The organism is Phocaeicola sp. RTP21198st1_B8_RTP21198_201120, assembly GCF_040929485.1.
GTDB lineage: Bacteria > Bacteroidota > Bacteroidia > Bacteroidales > Bacteroidaceae > Phocaeicola > Phocaeicola dorei.
Genome location: NZ_JBCOCI010000007.1, coordinates 14854 through 32348 on the forward strand (window position 1 = coordinate 14854; position 17495 = coordinate 32348).

Annotated in this window: 9 protein-coding genes and 1 pseudogene; 1 reads left to right on the forward strand and 9 read right to left on the reverse strand. The window is 43.9% G+C overall.

What is annotated here, in order from left to right; all coding sequences use genetic code 11:
* Positions 1 to 3: 3 nt before the first annotated feature.
* Entirely contained in the window at positions 4 to 1302 is a 1299-nt protein-coding gene (locus AB5935_RS05395; RefSeq protein WP_007841087.1) for an MFS transporter, read from the reverse strand.
* 123 nt (positions 1303 to 1425) lie between these two features.
* The gene (locus AB5935_RS05400) at positions 1426 to 3441 is read right to left on the reverse strand and encodes a glycoside hydrolase family 97 protein (RefSeq protein WP_007832894.1); all 2016 of its coding nucleotides are present in this window, start codon (positions 3439 to 3441) and stop codon (positions 1426 to 1428) included.
* A 157-nt stretch (positions 3442 to 3598) separates the two neighbouring features.
* Here AB5935_RS05400 and AB5935_RS05405 point away from each other — a divergent pair.
* Positions 3599 to 4701, forward strand: a pseudogene (locus AB5935_RS05405) (PDDEXK nuclease domain-containing protein).
* A 61-nt stretch (positions 4702 to 4762) separates the two neighbouring features.
* Here AB5935_RS05405 and AB5935_RS05410 read toward each other — a convergent pair.
* The 7 genes from AB5935_RS05410 to AB5935_RS05440 form a co-directional block, all read right to left on the reverse strand.
* Positions 4763 to 5608: an endonuclease/exonuclease/phosphatase family protein gene (locus AB5935_RS05410; protein ID WP_007832891.1), complete on the reverse strand. Its 846-nt coding sequence runs from the start codon at positions 5606 to 5608 to the stop codon at positions 4763 to 4765.
* Positions 5609 to 5651: 43 nt separating this feature from the next.
* Complete coding sequence (locus AB5935_RS05415; RefSeq protein ID WP_007832889.1) at positions 5652 to 7421, reverse strand: SusD/RagB family nutrient-binding outer membrane lipoprotein; 1770 nt, start codon at positions 7419 to 7421, stop codon at positions 5652 to 5654.
* 23 nt (positions 7422 to 7444) lie between these two features.
* Positions 7445 to 10846, reverse strand: a complete 3402-nt coding sequence (locus tag AB5935_RS05420) for a SusC/RagA family TonB-linked outer membrane protein (protein WP_007832887.1) — start codon at positions 10844 to 10846, stop codon at positions 7445 to 7447.
* 288 nt (positions 10847 to 11134) lie between these two features.
* Positions 11135 to 13447 (reverse strand): GH92 family glycosyl hydrolase, encoded by a 2313-nt coding sequence (locus AB5935_RS05425; protein WP_007841090.1) that lies wholly within the window; start codon positions 13445 to 13447, stop codon positions 11135 to 11137.
* A gap of 30 nt (positions 13448 to 13477) precedes the next feature.
* On the reverse strand, positions 13478 to 15760 hold the full coding sequence (locus AB5935_RS05430; protein ID WP_032933578.1) for a GH92 family glycosyl hydrolase: 2283 nt from the start codon (positions 15758 to 15760) through the stop codon (positions 13478 to 13480).
* Positions 15761 to 15777: 17 nt separating this feature from the next.
* Complete coding sequence (locus tag AB5935_RS05435) at positions 15778 to 16770, reverse strand: FecR family protein (protein WP_007832876.1); 993 nt, start codon at positions 16768 to 16770, stop codon at positions 15778 to 15780.
* Positions 16771 to 16798: 28 nt separating this feature from the next.
* The gene (locus AB5935_RS05440) at positions 16799 to 17374 is read right to left on the reverse strand and encodes an RNA polymerase sigma-70 factor (RefSeq protein ID WP_008654540.1); all 576 of its coding nucleotides are present in this window, start codon (positions 17372 to 17374) and stop codon (positions 16799 to 16801) included.
* Between the last annotated feature and the right edge of the window lie 121 nt (positions 17375 to 17495).

The window sequence follows — 17495 nt, forward strand, 5'->3', positions numbered from 1 at the left end:
TCTCTATTTCTTGTCTTCGTGTGTGAAGGGTACAAACCAGGTCATCAGAAAGGCCGGAATGGTAGCCACCAGCACAAAGATGAAAAACAGTTTATAGCCCAACCAGTCGCTGACATATCCGGACATCATACCGGGCAACATGACACCCAGATTCATGATACCCGATGCAAAAGCATAATGCGCCATCTGATGAGGACCGGCAGCCACTTGCTGCATCATGAACAAGGTAAGCCCCACAAAGCCGAAACCATATCCGAAATACTCCAGCACAATGGCCCCTCCGATAAGGGGCGCACTCTGCGGTTGGAAAATGGCAAGCAGCGTGTAAGCCATAAAAGGCAGATTGAACACACAACACAAGGAGAACAAAGTCTTTTTCAATCCACGTGCGGAAATATAATATCCACCCAGCAATGAACCGAGTACGAAAGCTGCCGCTCCGAAGGTTCCATAATAAATACCAATCTCCTGTTCTGTCAATCCCAAGCCACCCACATCACGACCGGCTTTCAGGAACAAAGGTACAATTTTCATCACAAACCCTTCGGCAAAACGATATAAAATAATAAAGCAAATATAGTAAACAATATGCTTTTTCGTAAAGAAGTTCCGGATGACATTCCATAACTCGGTCATACTCTGCGAAAAAGAGGTGACCGAATGGGCGTGCTTGCCCGAAGGTAACATACGGGTATGATAAATTCCCAAGGCGAACATCACTACTCCGAGGATAATCATAATGACCGTCCAGGAATAAAGTACCGCATCTTCTGCAGGCCCTTCGTATTCATCTTTCAGAAAACCGGCCAGATAGACCAGCAAGCCTGTACCGATAATCTTCGCCACATTATAAAAAGCTCCCTGCCAACCTATATATTTAGCTTGTTCCTGCGCATTCAACTCGTCCATATATACTCCGTCACAGGCCACATCGTGCGTTGCTCCGCTAAAAGCGACAATGGCGAACAAGGCAATAGTGACCGCAAAGAAAGACGGAAGATGAAGCGACAAAGCGATCAACCCGAAAGTAACTCCCGACACCATCTGAGTGAGGACAACAAAGAATTTCTTGGTACGGTACATCTCCAGCAACGGACTCCAAAGGGGTTTCAGTGTCCAAGGAAGCATGATAAGGGAAGTCCAGAAGGCTATTTTCGCATCACTGACTCCCAGACCTTTGTACATCAGTACGGCTACCATATTGAGGACAACAAAAGGGAGCCCCATACCAAAATAAGCGGTGGGAACCCAGAAAATAGGACTACGGCGTCTGGACGGAGTTGGGGTTTCGGTTGTTTTCATTTATATCTAAGTTTTAAGGTTGTTGAATTCGGCTATAACCGAAGATAACTTCATCTCCTTCTGAGAGGGGATGAAGTTACCTTTCGGAATCTATTAATGCAATAGGACGAAGCATTTGGTAAATCAGTCAGTTACAGGAATAAAGCTTACCGCTTGTCCACCACCTTTTGCCATGACTACAGACAAGGTATCGGCTGCTGTCACCTCTCTGTCCTTAATCTGATAAGAAGTAGGATTTGTTTTCCAGTCGGCATCTTCTCCATCAGCATAAATCACCGCATGGTATTTTTTATCTTTCTCAAGGAAATCCAGAGGAATGGTCAGCGTACGTGCTTCCTCATTGGTCGTAGCTCCTAAGAAATAATTGTCTTTCGCTTTCCGTACTACGGCTACAAACTCTCCCGGTTCGCCCTGCAAGGCTTCAGACCAGTCACAGTCCGCATCAAAATCCCGGAAAAACTGGAAAGCAGGATGCCCTTCATAATTCTCAATCATATCCGATGCCATTTGCAATGGAGAATAAATGATTACCCAATTGGCAATCTGCTTTGCCAAGGTGGTATTCACACGGCTGTTTCCTTTATCCAAGTCATTCCATTTCTTGCGACGGGGAGAATTGCGTGTCTTTTCATAAAGAATATCAAAAGTACCCGGCGTATAATCCATCGGACCGCCCAGCAAGCGGGTAAACGGCAATAACTCGTGATGCTCTGGAGGATTACCTTCACTCCATCCGTTCCACTCCATACCGCGGGCGCCTTCCCGTGTCATCATATTGGGGTAAGTACGACGAATTCCTGTATCTTTGATAGGTTCGTGGGCATTAACGGTTGTATGATAACCGGCGGCAGTCTGCACCACCTTGCGGTAATGGCGTACATTGAACTGTCCATGATGGCTATGACCGCCCGGCAGTCCTCCGGCATAACCGGTCTTCACGCTGTGCACTCCCAAGTCGGCATACCATTTGTAAGCATTGTCCAACTGGCGTTCGTAATTAAAGATATTGCCACCTGTTTCGTGGTGACCGATTATTTCAATCCCTTTCTCCTTGGCATAACGTGCCACCTCTGCCATATCAAAATCGGCGTAGGGTTTGGTATAGTCAAAAGTCTGCATACCGCCCCAACTTTCCCAGCCTTCATTCCATCCCTCGAACATTACCGCTTCTATGTTATTGGCAGCAGCAAAGTCTATATAACGTTTGGCATTAGCGGTGGTGGCGCCGTGGCGTTCATCCATCGTCCACGTTTCGACTCCCAGATGCATTCCCCACCAGATACCTACGTATTTCATAGGACGTATCCAGCTCAAATCCCCCTCCAGCACACAAGGCTCATTCAGATTCAGTATCAGGCCGGAGTTTATCAGACCTACCGCTTTGGGAGCTATCTGAATACTGCGCCACGGAGTCACGAAAGTCCCTCCGGCAAAACGGGCTTTCACCCCATCGGGCCAGGAAGCCAGTTCCGATTTGAAGTGACAACCTTCGGTATGCTTCAAAGTCATTTCGGGGAAATCGGTCAAAGCTGCTTCGTGGATACTGGCATATACCCCGTTATCTGTTTTGAAAGTCATCGGGGTATTGGCATTATCCACCTTGCTGACGGGCAGGGTGCGATACAGCAATTCGTAGGTTTCAAAACTGGCGGGAATAGACCATGACTTGCCGTCTTGTGCCAAATTAAATGAAGTGAGCTCATCCATTACGAACACACTGTCCACTTGGGGTACTTGATATTCATAGCGGAAGCCCAGGCCGTCATCGAACACGCGGAAACGGAGGGTCAGCTGTGTATTTGCCTGGTCTTTCAAACGCACGGCCATTTCGTTATAATGGTTCCGGATTGATTTATTTTCTCCCCAAGGTTGGGTCCAAGTTTCATCCTTTGTGGTGTACTCGGTACTTTCTATCAGAAAACCTTTGGAAAGATTTACCCCGTCACGGCCTTCAAAGCCCATAACGGAGGGGGTGATGAATGGATTCCCTCCTACAGAAACTCCGTAGGTCATCTCTCCCGCTTCATTGAGATTGAATACTAATTTTATATTGCCATCCGGCGATGTCAATTCTGTGGGGCGAGAACACCCACAAAACACGACTAACAAAAATAATACATAGTAACTGTATGCCTTCATAATATTAAATTGGATTAATGATACAAATATAAAACAATTAAATAAGGTATTACACTTATCGAAGGAGGAAAATTATTTTAAATGGGAGAGGGAATGATAAGCTTATTTGTACTGACAGCATTAATTTTGTACTTTTGTCACATATAACAAAGTGCAAATGAATATAAATCAGAATTATAGAGAAGCAGTAAAGGCCATAAAAGAAGCTATCTTACGAAGCCAGTACCGTGCAGCCGCATCAGTAAATAAGGAACAATTATCTCTTTATTACGGCATCGGGCGTTACGTGTCGGAAAATTCCCGTACAGGCTTTTGGGGGAAAGGTGCCATTGAACAAATATCTTCTCTGTTACAAAAAGAATTGCCGGGGCTGAGGGGATTTTCAGCAACAAGCATAAGAAATATGCGTATTTTTTATGAAGAGTGGGATAAAGTTTTAAATCATCCGCCATTGGCTGATGATTTGGTGTTGAATGAAAAATTGCTTCTTGTAGCAATTCATCAGCCAGTGGCGGATGAATTTAATTGGTCAGACTTCTTTTCAATCGGCTTTAGTCACCATACCGAAATAATATCCAAAGCCAAGACTTTAGAAGCAAGACTATTTTATATACATGAGTGCGCCATTCGCTATTGGAGTAAATACACGTTAAGGGATTACTTAAAAGCAGATCTATACAGCCATCGGGGAACTTTACCCAACAATTTTGCACAAACATTGCCTGATACTAAGCAAGCGCTAAAAGTTGTTTGTTCATTCAAAGATGAATACTTGCTTGATTTCATCAATGTGGAGGAACTGAAAGCAGGAAGAGGACTTAGACGAAAAAATAGTAGAAAAGGCAATTTGTTGCCAATGTGAAGAAGTTTATTATGACCTTCGGACAAGATTTCAGCTTTATAGGCAATCAATATCGCATGGAAGTTGCAGGAGAAGAAATGTTTATTGATTTGCTCTTTTTCAATCGGGAGCTTAACTCCTTAGTCGCAGTTGAGCTTAAATCCGGAAAATTCCGCACTTCTTATTTGGGGCAGTTGAATACTTATCTATCCGCTTTAGATACATATATCAGAAAACCGCACGAAAACCCTTCTATCGGAATAATTCTTTGCAAAGAAATGAACCAAACCTTTGTAGAGTTTGCCGTTCGTGATTATAACAAGCCGATGGGAGTTGCCACTTACCGTGCATCTAAAGATATGCCGGAACGACTTCGTAACGCTCTGCCAAACATTGAAGATTTGAAAAAGTTATTGTAATACAAACGCCGATAAAGCCCTTTTAAAGACTCTACCGGCGTAAGTTCACCTATTAAAAAAATCAGAATTCCAAGTCAGCCAACTGAGGATTATGATCGGAAAGCAAAGCTTCCGGTACTTCAGCCGGTATCTCACAGTTCTTTACCAGAACTTGCGGAGTGACAAAGATGAAATCAATCTTTTCACAATCCTCGGCCGGAATACGGGCAAAATCATGAAAAGTATAATCAACGCCGGTCACACGGGCAGCCGTCTTATAAGCATCCTTCATCACAAACTCGTTGGTAGTAATCGTTTCGTATGCATCGCTCGCATCGGTCACATTAAAGTCACCCGTAACCACTGCGGGGCGTTCGCCTACGATCTCTTTTATCTTACGAATAATGAGCAATGCGCTTTGACGGCGAGCCTCTTCACCTACATGGTCAAAATGAGTATTGACAGCCATGAATATCTTTCCGGTGGCCTTGTCTTTAAATTTCGCCCAAGTGGCGATACGGACACAAACCGCATCCCATCCCATCATTCCTACGCTATCGGGATTTTCGGCCAACCAGAAAGTATTGGAGTCCAACACCTCATATTTGTCCTTACGATAGAATAGCGGCGCATATTCACCTGCTGTCTTCCCGTCATCACGTCCCACACCGATACCATCGTATTCGGGCAAGCCTGCACGAAGATCCTGAAACTGGTTATGCAAAACTTCCTGCATACCGACAATATCCAGTTCACGGTCCTTAATAAACTGGCACACACGGTCTTTCCGATATTGCCAATTGTTCAAACTGTCTTGCGGATTGTCATAACGGACATTAAAAGTAGCCCAACGAACGTCGGTCTTCTTCTCTTCCGCACAGCCGCCCAATAACAGGACGGCTGCCAATAAAAATAGAATTTGCTTCATTTTGTTTCTTTTTATGTTCCCTAGGATACAAAGATAGCAATTTCTATCGGAAATTATTCGGAGTATGCCACTGACCTTTATCATTCATCGTATCGGCCACATCCCACCATACACGGCTACCCTGGTTCACATTGCCCGGTTTATTAGGGTTACGGGACTCGCTGTTAGGATAGTTGATGCGTTTGATAAGCTTGCCGGACGCCACTTCTCCATTGGAATTGTTTCCATTAACCGGAGCCAGCAGATAACGCGGATAGTCGGTACGACGCACTTCTGCCCATCCTTCATTTCCATTCGGGAAAACGGCAATCCACTTCTGAGTAATAATCTGTTCCAATTGTTCTTCCTTACTACCACCGGCAAATGCTTTTACGCCATCCAGATGACTGATGTATTCATTGGCCTTGTCCGCATCAATTTCATAATAATCCATAGATGCCTTGATACCTTTCAAATAAAGAGCTTCAGCAGTTTCATCCACCAATGACGGCCAGCGCAATGCTGCTTCCGCTTTCAGGAACAAACTTTCAGAATACCCCATCCAGACTATTTCACGGGCCAGATTCCACCAATAATCCTTGTTCATGGCATCAGATGACAGAATACAACGGTTGGCAGAGTATCTGTTCAGATAAGAGCCGCCTACATTGGTTTCTCCATTCATCACCCCGTTGAAATCTCTCTTCAGATTCTCTGTGGGAAGCGGACTGGTAGTCAACGAATCAAACGGAGTAGGACGGAACCATAAAACTTCACAACGAGGGTCGAGATAACAATTCTCTGAATTCTCATTGAAAGTAACGGCATCGGCTGCCGCACCTTCTTTCAAGGCCTGATTCTTATAGGCCCGTTCCATTTCTTTCGACAATACAGCATTGCCGGTCCAGCTGAACAACAATGCGTATATATTTTCATTACCGCCGGCGATATACTGACGTTTTGGAGTCTGCTTCATATTGTCATCCTGGCTTTGCATCAGACCGGCCGGATCTGTCAAAGCTGCTTTTGCCTGAGTCTGGGCCAATTCCGGATTTACATTGGATACACGCAAAGCAAGGCGCAAACGCAGTGTGTTGGCAAAACGACGCCATTTGTCCACATCACCTCCATAGCATTTGTCATTGTCACCTAAATCATACTGACTGACAGCAGGAAGATTTTCCTGGTGCAACTCTGTTATAGCCTGATCCAACAGCTGGAAAAGGATATTATAGACCTCTTTCTGAGGCGTATAAGACACATTTTCTTCCGGCGGCATAGCTCCCTTCACATAATAAGCGACGGGAATATCTCCGTAAGTATCTGTCTGCATGGACAACAAGAAAGCATAATAAATGCGGGTAATATAGAATGCCGTATGATAATAATCCTTATTACAGAAATAGAATGTCTTGACCAACTGACTGTATTCCGAAGTGCTGCGGTCATCATAGAAATGCTTCCATCGGCTGGCCGACCATCCATCCGTATAAGAATAGGTAGGCGCCTGATTCACAAAGCCGCTGACATTGTTTCCCCAATAACCGGCATAGATATCATGAGTCAGATTGGTCGTTGTCTGATAATCATTGTAAAGACCTTCGTAGGTGAAATTGGCAAAAATACTTCCGATAGCGCCTTCCATCCCTTTCAAACTTGCCATGGCATTGTCTGTCAAGGTGTAATCAATGTCTATTCCATCGGCCGATACATTCTCCACAGTCGGGTCGTAAATCGGTGCGTAAGGATTTGTATTCAATTCCTCAAAATCATGGCATCCGGCCAGAGCCAGCAATGAGCATAAGGCTACGGATTTATATAATTTGATTTTCATAATCAGTTTTTCCTTTTAATTAATTAGAAACCTAAGTTGATAGAAATACCGAAAGTACGTGTAAACGGCAACGATGCATAGTCAATGGCTTGTGAGAACATCGTAGTGTCATAGCCGCCTTCGGGGCTTGTACCCGGCGTGTGCTTCATCAGATAACACAAGTTACGTGCTACAAATGAAACATTCAGCGAGTTGACAGGAGTCTTCTTCAGCATAGATGAAGGGAATGAATAGCCGATTGACAATTCTTTCAGTTTAATGAATGAAGCATCGTAGATGAAATCCTCAGCCTGCAATGAGCCGTAGTATTCTGAGGCGGAAACCTGTTTTGTATTCACCTCGCCTGATTCTGTCACACCGGGGAATACCATCATATAGTTGTTTTCCTCACCACGGTTCAAGGTACGCTTAGCCAAACCGTTTCCGGTAGCCAGCATCTCGGAATAAGAGAAGATATCACCACCGAATTTCATATCAAACAGTGCAGACAGTGTAATCCCTTTATAAGTAAAGGTAGGAGATACAGACATGGTCAGCTTAGGTTGGATATTACCGATAGGTTTGTTCACATATTCAGACTCATTGGTCACAGTCATGGGCAAACCATTTTCATTTACGATAATATCACCGTTTTCATTGCGCTTATAAAGCGATGTAGCATAAATCTCGCCTAATTTGTGTCCGGCGCGTGTACCTACTTTTACAGGGAAGTTTCCATCACCGTTAAAGAACATATAGTTCACATTTTCTTCCGGAGCCAGTTCTTTCACTTTCGATACGTTGTGAGCCATATTCACATTCAAATCAAAAGCGAAATCCTTTGTTTCTACCAGAGTGGAATACAACATAAATTCTACACCTTGATTGGTTACCATACCTGCGTTTACCCATTGGCCACCACTCCAGGGAGCTGCTGCGGGCACTTTCATAATCTGGTTCTTTGTTTTGCTGTAATAGTAAGTAAAGTCAAAGCCCAGACGGTTGTTCAAGAACTTCATGTCCAGACCTGCTTCATAAGAGGTCGCGATTTCAGGCTTCAACTGATCGTTCATCTTCACATTATCCTTGGTCGGAGTCAATACACCATTATCGAATTTGAAAGAGTAGGTGTTGTATAACTGATAAGGGCTTGTGTCCTTACCTACCTGTGCGGCAGACAGACGTGCCTTGGCAAATGTTACCCAACTTGGCAACGGTTTGTCGATGGAGCGCAAAAAGTCGGAAACTACGAAACTGAGGTTGGCAGACGGATAGAAGAAAGAATTGTTACCTGACGGAAGAGTGGATGACCAGTCGTTACGAGCTGTCAAATCCAAAGACAGATATTCCTTCCATGCCATCTGTACAGAGCCGAACACTGAGTTCATGGCACGCTTGTAACCATCCTCACTACCGGTTCTCAACAAATTGGCCGCATTCAGCATCCAATTACCTTTATCCACCATATTACCTACGCCCACACCCAAAGTTTCCGAACGCTGGTACATAAAGTTACCACCGACATTGAAGCCCAGACGGAAGTTATCAGTCAACTGACGGTCACCCATCAAAATGACTTCAGCATTTGACTCGAAGAAGTTTTCTTCACTACGATCCATTGAGTCATTCGTAATCATGGAAGTATTGGCTTCTCCATTGATACCATCACCCGCATTGGTGCTTTGCACTCTGGTGCGGTAGTAGTCAAAAGCGTATTTGGCAGACAGATGCAGCCAATCTGTGAAATTGATTTTCATGCTATAATATCCGAAAGCACGCCAGCGTTCATCTGAATTCTGACGCTGATGCAATACATAATAAGGATTACGGATACTGGCAGTAGGTCCTGTCCAGTTCACATGCGCATGAGTTTCATCAGAATATTGTTTCAAGTCATCCAGACGGACGTTGTTAGGGATTCTCATCAACTGGGAAATAGCACCGTAATCACCATACAGTGGACGGTTATCGGCTTTTGTACGTGAAAGAGAAATCTTTCCGTCCATAGACACCCATTTGTTCAATTCCGTTCCTGCATTCAGGTCGGCATTCACACGGCTCAAACTTTCAGTGGGGAATACACCGTCATTATCTGAGTATCCGAAAGAAGTACGGAAATGTGATTTCTCTGTACCGTTGCTGATAGATACGTTATGCGTATGCGAGAAACCGGTATCAAAATAATCTTTCAACTTATCCCCATAGTTAGAGTAAGCGTAAGTTTCTCCGTTCCAAGCCTCTTTCATGCTTCCATCCAATACCGGGCCCCAGCTTCCGCTATCCGTTTTGTCATACACCGCAGTCTTGGCATCTTTTGTATCAATATGTCCTTGTCCGTAACGGCGTTGCATATCCAATGTCTCGCCGATAGCTGTCCAAGTGAAGTTACCACTATAACGGATTCCGAAACCATCTTTCTTACTGCCTTTCTTTGTCGTAATCAAGATAACGCCATTACCTGCACGCGAACCGTAAAGAGCAGCCGCATTCGGACCTTTCAATACCGAGATGCTCTCGATGTCATCCGGATTAATGTCCATGGAAGCGCTACCACGGTCAACACCATCATAGCGGGATGCGCTTGAAGTGCTAGTGTCGCTGAAAGGAACGCCATCCACAATCCATAACGGCTGATTGTTGTCGGTAAGAGAAGAGTTACCACGAATGGTGATTTTCGTAGAACCACCTAAACCTGTAGCCGAAGTATTCATCTGAAGACCTGCCACCTTACCTTGCAAGGCACTGGTCACAGACGGGTCACCTGTCTTGTTCAGTTCATCACTTTTCAGTTCCTGAACCGCATAACCCAACATCTTCTTCTCACGTTTGATCCCCAAAGCGGTTACCACCACTTCGCCAATCTGCTGTGTGTCTTCCTGCATGGTTACGTTCAGTACATTCTTGCCATCGGGCTTCAACGTTTCCGAACGGTAACCAATGTATGAGAACACAATCTCGCCATTTCCGGGAACCGACAAAGAATAGTTACCTTCAAAGTCAGTAATCGTACCGGCTGTAGGGTTTCCTTTCACTTGTACGTTTACACCAATCAAGGCCTCTCCTGTCGCATCAACCACTGTTCCGGTCACTGTATGCTCCTGTCCTGTCTGTTGAGGTGTCTGAGGTTCTCCGGGTGCTGATAGATAGACAATATTATCCTCTATCTTGTAGGTGATTCCCTTGCCTTGCAAAGCTGCATCAAGTACAGACTGCAATGAACCGTTCTTTACATCAATGGCATTCACCGGCGTTTCAGCCAGTTTGTCATCATAGAAAAACTGATAGTTAGACTGTGATTTGATGTTCTTGATTACCGCTCCAAGAGTTGTCTTGGGAGTTGAAAGAACAATTTGTGCGCGGGTCCATTGCATGGGTGCAGCCACAAACAAAAGAATCAAAAGTGCCCTGAGTAATTTGGGCTTTCTCATTAATTGATTGCCTTTCATAATTTATTAAATTAGTTAACACTGACTTATTTTTCTCCAGTGAAGGGGTTCTCATGCCCCTTTCGAGAATAAAAACAGGCAGCTAAAAGAAAACACTTACTCCATCTCGTTCTTTTTTCTAAATTTTCTAGAAAAAACAGAGGAAAGGCAAAAGTAGTGATATCATCGGACTTTGACGTATAGAAGAAATATTTAAAAACAAAAAGGGGATGTACTCTTGCAATGCTGCCAAAAGAGAACATCCCCCTCCAACCTCTCTTTACAAAAGAGAAATGCATGGTGAAACTTTTATTTCATTGTTTCGTCTTTTGAAAATGAATAAGGCAAATCACTTTCTTGTGTTCCACGTTGCATATTCGGACGGTCGGTCATCTTGAAATCGATAACACCACCTTGTAACAATTCATTGTGTTTCAAATAATTCTTGGTATAAACAGTACCGTTTACACGCATTTCATCTACATATCGGTTGGTATCGCTGTTATCCGGTGCGGTTATTACCAAGTTCTTTCCGTTTTCAAAATGCAGTGTCGCTTTCTTGAACAACGGAGCACCCAGAATATATTCATCTGTACCGGGACATACCGGATAGAATCCTAATGCAGAGAATACATACCATGCCGAAGTCTGTCCATTATCCTCGTCACCGCAATATCCGTCAGGTCCGGCTGTATACATACGGTTCATCACCTCACGCAACCAATATTGGGCTTTCCAAGGCTGACCCGCATAATCATACATATAAATCATGTGCTGAATGGGCTGGTTTCCATGTGCATAGTTACCCATATTCATAACTGTCATTTCACGGATTTCATGAATCACCTGTCCATAATAGCTATCATCAAAGATAGGGGGAACCGAAAAGACAGAATCAAGCATGGTAACGAACATTTCCTTACCTCCCATCAAGTCAATCAAGCCTTGGGGATCATGGAATACAGACCAAGAATAGTGCCAGCTGTTTCCTTCCGTAAAGTCACCTCCCCACTTCAACGGTGAGAATTTAGGAGCGAATTTGCCGTCCTTCTGCTTGCCGCGCATCAGCTTGCTTTCCGAATCAAACAGGTTCTTGTAATTCATGGCACGCTTGGCAAAGAGTGCGATTTCCTTCTTCGGACGTTTCAATTCTTTCGCCAGCTGATAAATACACCAGTCATCGTATGCATATTCCAATGTACGGGCTGCATTCTCATGAATCTTCACATCACAAGGCACATAGCCCAGCTTGTTATAATATTCATACCCCAGACGTCCGGTAGAAGAAACTTCAGGATGTACAGCTTCCGTTCCATGAATCAGTCCTTTGTATAATGTTTCCACATCTTCCACACGTACTCCTTTCAGATAAGCATCGACCAAGATAGAAGCTGAATTATTGCCGACCATGCAACCACGATGACCGGGGCTGGCCCATTCGGGGAAGAAGCCGCTTTCCTTATAAGTATTAATCAAACCTTCCTGTATTTCCTGATTTACCGAAGGATACATCAGGTTCAAGAAAGGGAACAAGCAACGGAATGTATCCCAGAATCCTGTATCCGTATACATATATCCCGGCAATGTTTCCCCATTGTAAGGACTGTAATGAACAGGTTGCCCATTGGCATCCAGTTCATAGAATTTACGCGGGAACAACAAGGAACGGTACAAGCAGGAATAGAAAGTACGGTATTGATCCAATGTTCCACCTTCCACTTCTACTTTACCTAAGACCTCATTCCAGGCATCTTTACCTTTCTGTACCAATACTTCAAAACTGTCTCCACCCAATTCCTTCAGATTCTGAATTGCTTGTTCAGGACTGATGAATGAAGAAGCGACACGGGCATGAACTACTTCGCCTTTCTTTGTCTTGAAACCGATAACGGCTCCGGTATGGAAATCAGTCTGCTCCAGTTTACCTTCTTTCAAGGTTACAGGAACACTGCCGTCCGGTTTTTCAGGCTGTACATCGTTAGAGAACGTAGCCTCATAAGTAAACGGCTTATCAAACTCAATAACGAAATAATTCTTGAAGTTGGCAGGAACACCACCACTGTTGCGAGTGGTATAGCCCACAATTTTGTTTTCTCCGGGAATCACCTTGATAGATGAGCCACGATCAAAAGCATCAACCACTACGTATGAGTCATTTTCAGGAAAAGTAAAGCGGAACATAACGGCACGTTCCGTAGGAACCATTTCAGTCACCACATCATGTTCTGCCAAATAAACCTTATAATAATAAGGTTTTGCAATTTCAGCTTTATGAGAGAACCAACTTGCACGCTTGTCCTCCTCAAATTCCGGTTTTCCAGTTACGGGCATGATGGAAAATTGACCATAGTCATTAATCCACGGACTGGGCTGATGGGTTTGTTTGAAACCACGGATTTTATTAGCCGTATAGACATACTGCCATCCGTCCCCCATCTTTCCTGTCTGGGGAGTCCAGAAATTCATACCCCATGGACGGGATATGGCAGGATAAGTATTTCCTGTAGAGAGTTCAAAGGAAGACTGTGTACCTACCAACGGACTCACATAGTCTGCATAATCCTTTGCCTGCACAAACAGTGTAACACACAGGACTGCAACTGATAGAAATAATTTTTTCATGATATTGTTATTTGGGTTAAGTTATACTTTTTAATTCTTTATCTGTTTTCCCCATTCCGTCGGTACGGAGCTCATGGTAATCTCCATCGTTCCCCCACGTACTATGTCATTATGGGTAAAGAAAGGAACATCCAGTGGTTTTCCGTTCAACAGAACCGACTCAATGTACTTATTGGTCTTCGAGTTGTTGTGGGTACGGATAACGAAAGTCTTGCGGTCGGGCAGATTAATCGTCACCTCCTCAAACAACGGACGTCCGATAGAATAAACCGGCTTGCCGGGACATACCTGATAGAAGCCCATGGAGTTCAAAATATACCATGCAGACATCTGACCGCAATCTTCATTACCCGACAAGCCGTCAGGAGCATTGAAATACTGGTTATGCAGCACACTGTCAACCAATTCCTGAGTACGCCATGGACGGTTTACATAGTTATACATGTGAGTAATGTGATGACTCGGCTCATTGCCATGCGCATACTGGCCTATCAGTCCTGTGATATCAGCAGAGGTAGCCTCTCCTTCCAACTGGGAAGAAACCGTAAACAAAGAATCCAGCTTTCCAACGAAAGCATCCTCTCCACCCATCAACTTCACCAATCCCGGAATATCATGCGGAACAAACCAAGTCCACTGCCATGCAGTTCCTTCACAATAATCATCATTACGGTGATTGGAAGAACGGGGATTGAACGGGGTACGCCATTCACCTTTACTATCCAATCCGCGCATGAAACGGGTGGCAGGATCAAAATAAAATTCGTACGCATCCGCAAAACGGGCATATTTCTCCTTGGTTTCAGTATCTCCCAGGCTGTCTGCCAACACGGAAATACACCAGTCATCGTATGCATATTCCAACGCTTTCGCAACCGATTCATTCTCACGATCACACGGGATATAGCCAAGGGTATTCTTATAGTAACGAGCCTTAGGCATTACATAAGGAATCAGCCAACCGGGAGCGACAATGCCGGTCGTATCATATTCCGCCGCACGCAAACATGCCTTGTAAGCTTCCTGCACATCAAAATCGCGATATCCCTTCACATAAGAATCGGCTACCAACGAAGCCGCATGATACCCTACCATCGTTCCGGTATAATTGGATACACAATCCCATTTCGGGAAAATACCACCTTCTTGATGCTTCTTTATCAATGAACGGATAAACTCCGTATTCAACTGAGGATCGACAATAGTCAGTAACGGATGTAACGCACGGAAAGTATCCCACAAAGAGAAAATGGTATAAACCGGATGTTTCATGTCGGTGGTATGCACTTTCAAATCCATTCCCAAGTAACGCCCGTCTACATCTGTAAACAGATTGGGACTTAGGAAAGCATGATACATAGCCGTATAGAAAATGGCACGCTGGTCTTCATTATTGGTTTTGACTGCAATCTTTGACAGGCATTCATTCCATTTCTTCTTAGCATCGGCACGCACTCCATCAAAATTCCAACCGGGCATCTCAGCCTGGAGGTTCTTATAAGCACCTTCCGCATCAACAGAAGAGATAGAGAACTTAGCCAGCACTTGTTCGTCTTTCGCCGTTTCAAAATGCAAAAGCATTTTGCATACAGGAATCTGTTTGTCATTTTCCTGAACAGTATCCGTGTACAAAGTATACGTGAAGGGTTTGGAAAATACGGCATAAAAATAAAGATCCTGCCGGTATGCCCAATAGGCACTGCGTTTGCGCCCCCGCAACACAGTATCATTCACAGCCTCCACTTCCATGACCTGATTGATTTGTTGCTGAATATTATAGTCCATATCCAAGATAAATCCTGACTCCTTACTTTCCGGGAAAGTATACCGATGCATTGCCGCACGCTCTGTTGAGGTCAGTTCGGCTTTTACCCCGTATGTATCCAGGAAGACAGAATAATATCCCGGTTCGGCATGTTCCTTTTCATGAGAAAAAGCCGATGCGAAAGGACGCTTCTGGCTTTCTGTTCCCAAGAAATCAGTGCGTTGCACACCTACAGTCGGCATCAACAGGAAATCTCCGAAATCCGCACACCCGGTACCACTAAGACGTGTATGGGCAAAGCCATTGATCGTAGTATCTTCATAATAATATCCGGAACAAGAATCCCAACCGTCAATACGAGTATCTGGTCCCGGCTGTATCATGCCATGGGGAACCATAGCACCCGGATGGGTATGTCCATGGCCTCCTGTACCAATAAAAGAGTTGACATAGTGGGTGTAATCATTCATTTCATTGCCCTCAGAATCACATGCGGTGAAACACAATAACCCTAGAAGACAGCCGCTTAAGAGCATGTTGATTTTCATAGTTCTTTATTTAAAAATTATTTCGTTTCCGATGAGATAAATATATTGTTATCATCTACTTTCTTATAATTGAAAGGAATAGAGTTACGCAAAGAATTCAGCACAGACTCTATATTATCTTTCTTTTTCAGCACTCCTGAATAAGTATTGGTACTGTCTACATCCGGTGAAAGGATAATCTTCACCCCATAGAACCGTTCCAATGCTGCCGCAATCTGGAAAATAGATGATTTTTCAAATGGAATCAAATCATTATGCCAGACTATCTCCATCTTGGGATCGACCTGTTTTACCTGCATCCGCCCTGTCACCCTGTTTAAAACAGCCTTTTGTCCCGGTAACAAAGTAATTCTGCCTTTATCTGATTTATCTTTTACCTCAACTTCCCCCTCTACCAGAGTCGTTTCAGCAAAACTGTTATCCGGACGGCATTTTATATTGAAAGAGGTTCCCAAGACCCTGACATCCATTGCCTGACTTTTTACCGTAAAAGGTTTCTCATGATTACGTGCCACTTCAAAATAAGCCTCCCCATCCAGATATACATGACGTTCTTTTCCTTCAAAAGCACGCGGATATTTTAAAACAGACGACTGGTTCAACCATACTTTTGTCCCGTCAGGCAACAACATCTCACGCACTTGTCCATGAGCAGCCGATGCTACCACCAATTCCTCCGCTTTATTCCGGAACCAATAGGCCAATCCCGCAGCCAGCACTATCACGCCCACTATAGCAGCTGCATAACGCAACACACTCTTAAGCTTGAACACCTCCTGTCTCTTTTGATTTTCCTGTTCCAATCTTCTACCCAACCTGCGCTCTGCCTTCGCTACCAGATTTTCCTCCTCAAAGGGGAATTTACCTAACTGATAAATCTCCTCCATACGGAATAACTCTCCGGCATTCTCATCAGATTCTTTCATCCATTCATTGATAAGAACAAAATCCTCCTCCGAGCATCGGTTTTCCAAATACCTGATAATAATATCTTCGTTAAGTTTACTCATCTTTTTCCCTATTCATATAGTAAACAATTCAACTTGTAAAAACACTTAGCAGTTTTGCTGAAAATATAATCAATGACAATAATAAATGGCTGAGACGTTCGCGCAAAAATTTCAAGGCCTTATACATATGTGCCTCTACGGTACGTAAAGAAATACCAAGAGTATCAGCAATTTCCTTGTTTTTCATATCATGAAGATAACTCAGTTTGAACACCTCCTTACATTTATCCGGCAATTCATTAATCGCTTCAAAAATTTCCTGACGTAATTCCTGATTCTCTATCTTTTTAATAACTTCAGCATGATCCGGCTGGTAATATTGCAATTTTCGTTCATAGATTTCTATCATTGCCGCACTGTAGTTGTTCTCTATAACCTGATGCTTCAATAAATTTATAGCCTTGGTATATACAGAACGATAAAGGAAAGCTAAAATCTGCTCTCCTATGACGACTGAATCTCTCCGCCTCCACAACTCCACAAAAACATCCTGCACTACATCTTCGGCTTCTTCGGTACCGACCAGCCGTGTCGCATAAAACAACAGCTTAGGATAGCATTGACGAAAGACGGCCTTATAGGTGTCATCAAGTTCCTCGTTCATATTATATAATTCACCTTTGTATGAGGAGGGAGCCAATGTTCCAAATAACGATCCAATCATCCACTGCAGGGGTAGAAAGCTTCCGCTCATCATACAATTTTCACGCAGATTCAACCCGCCT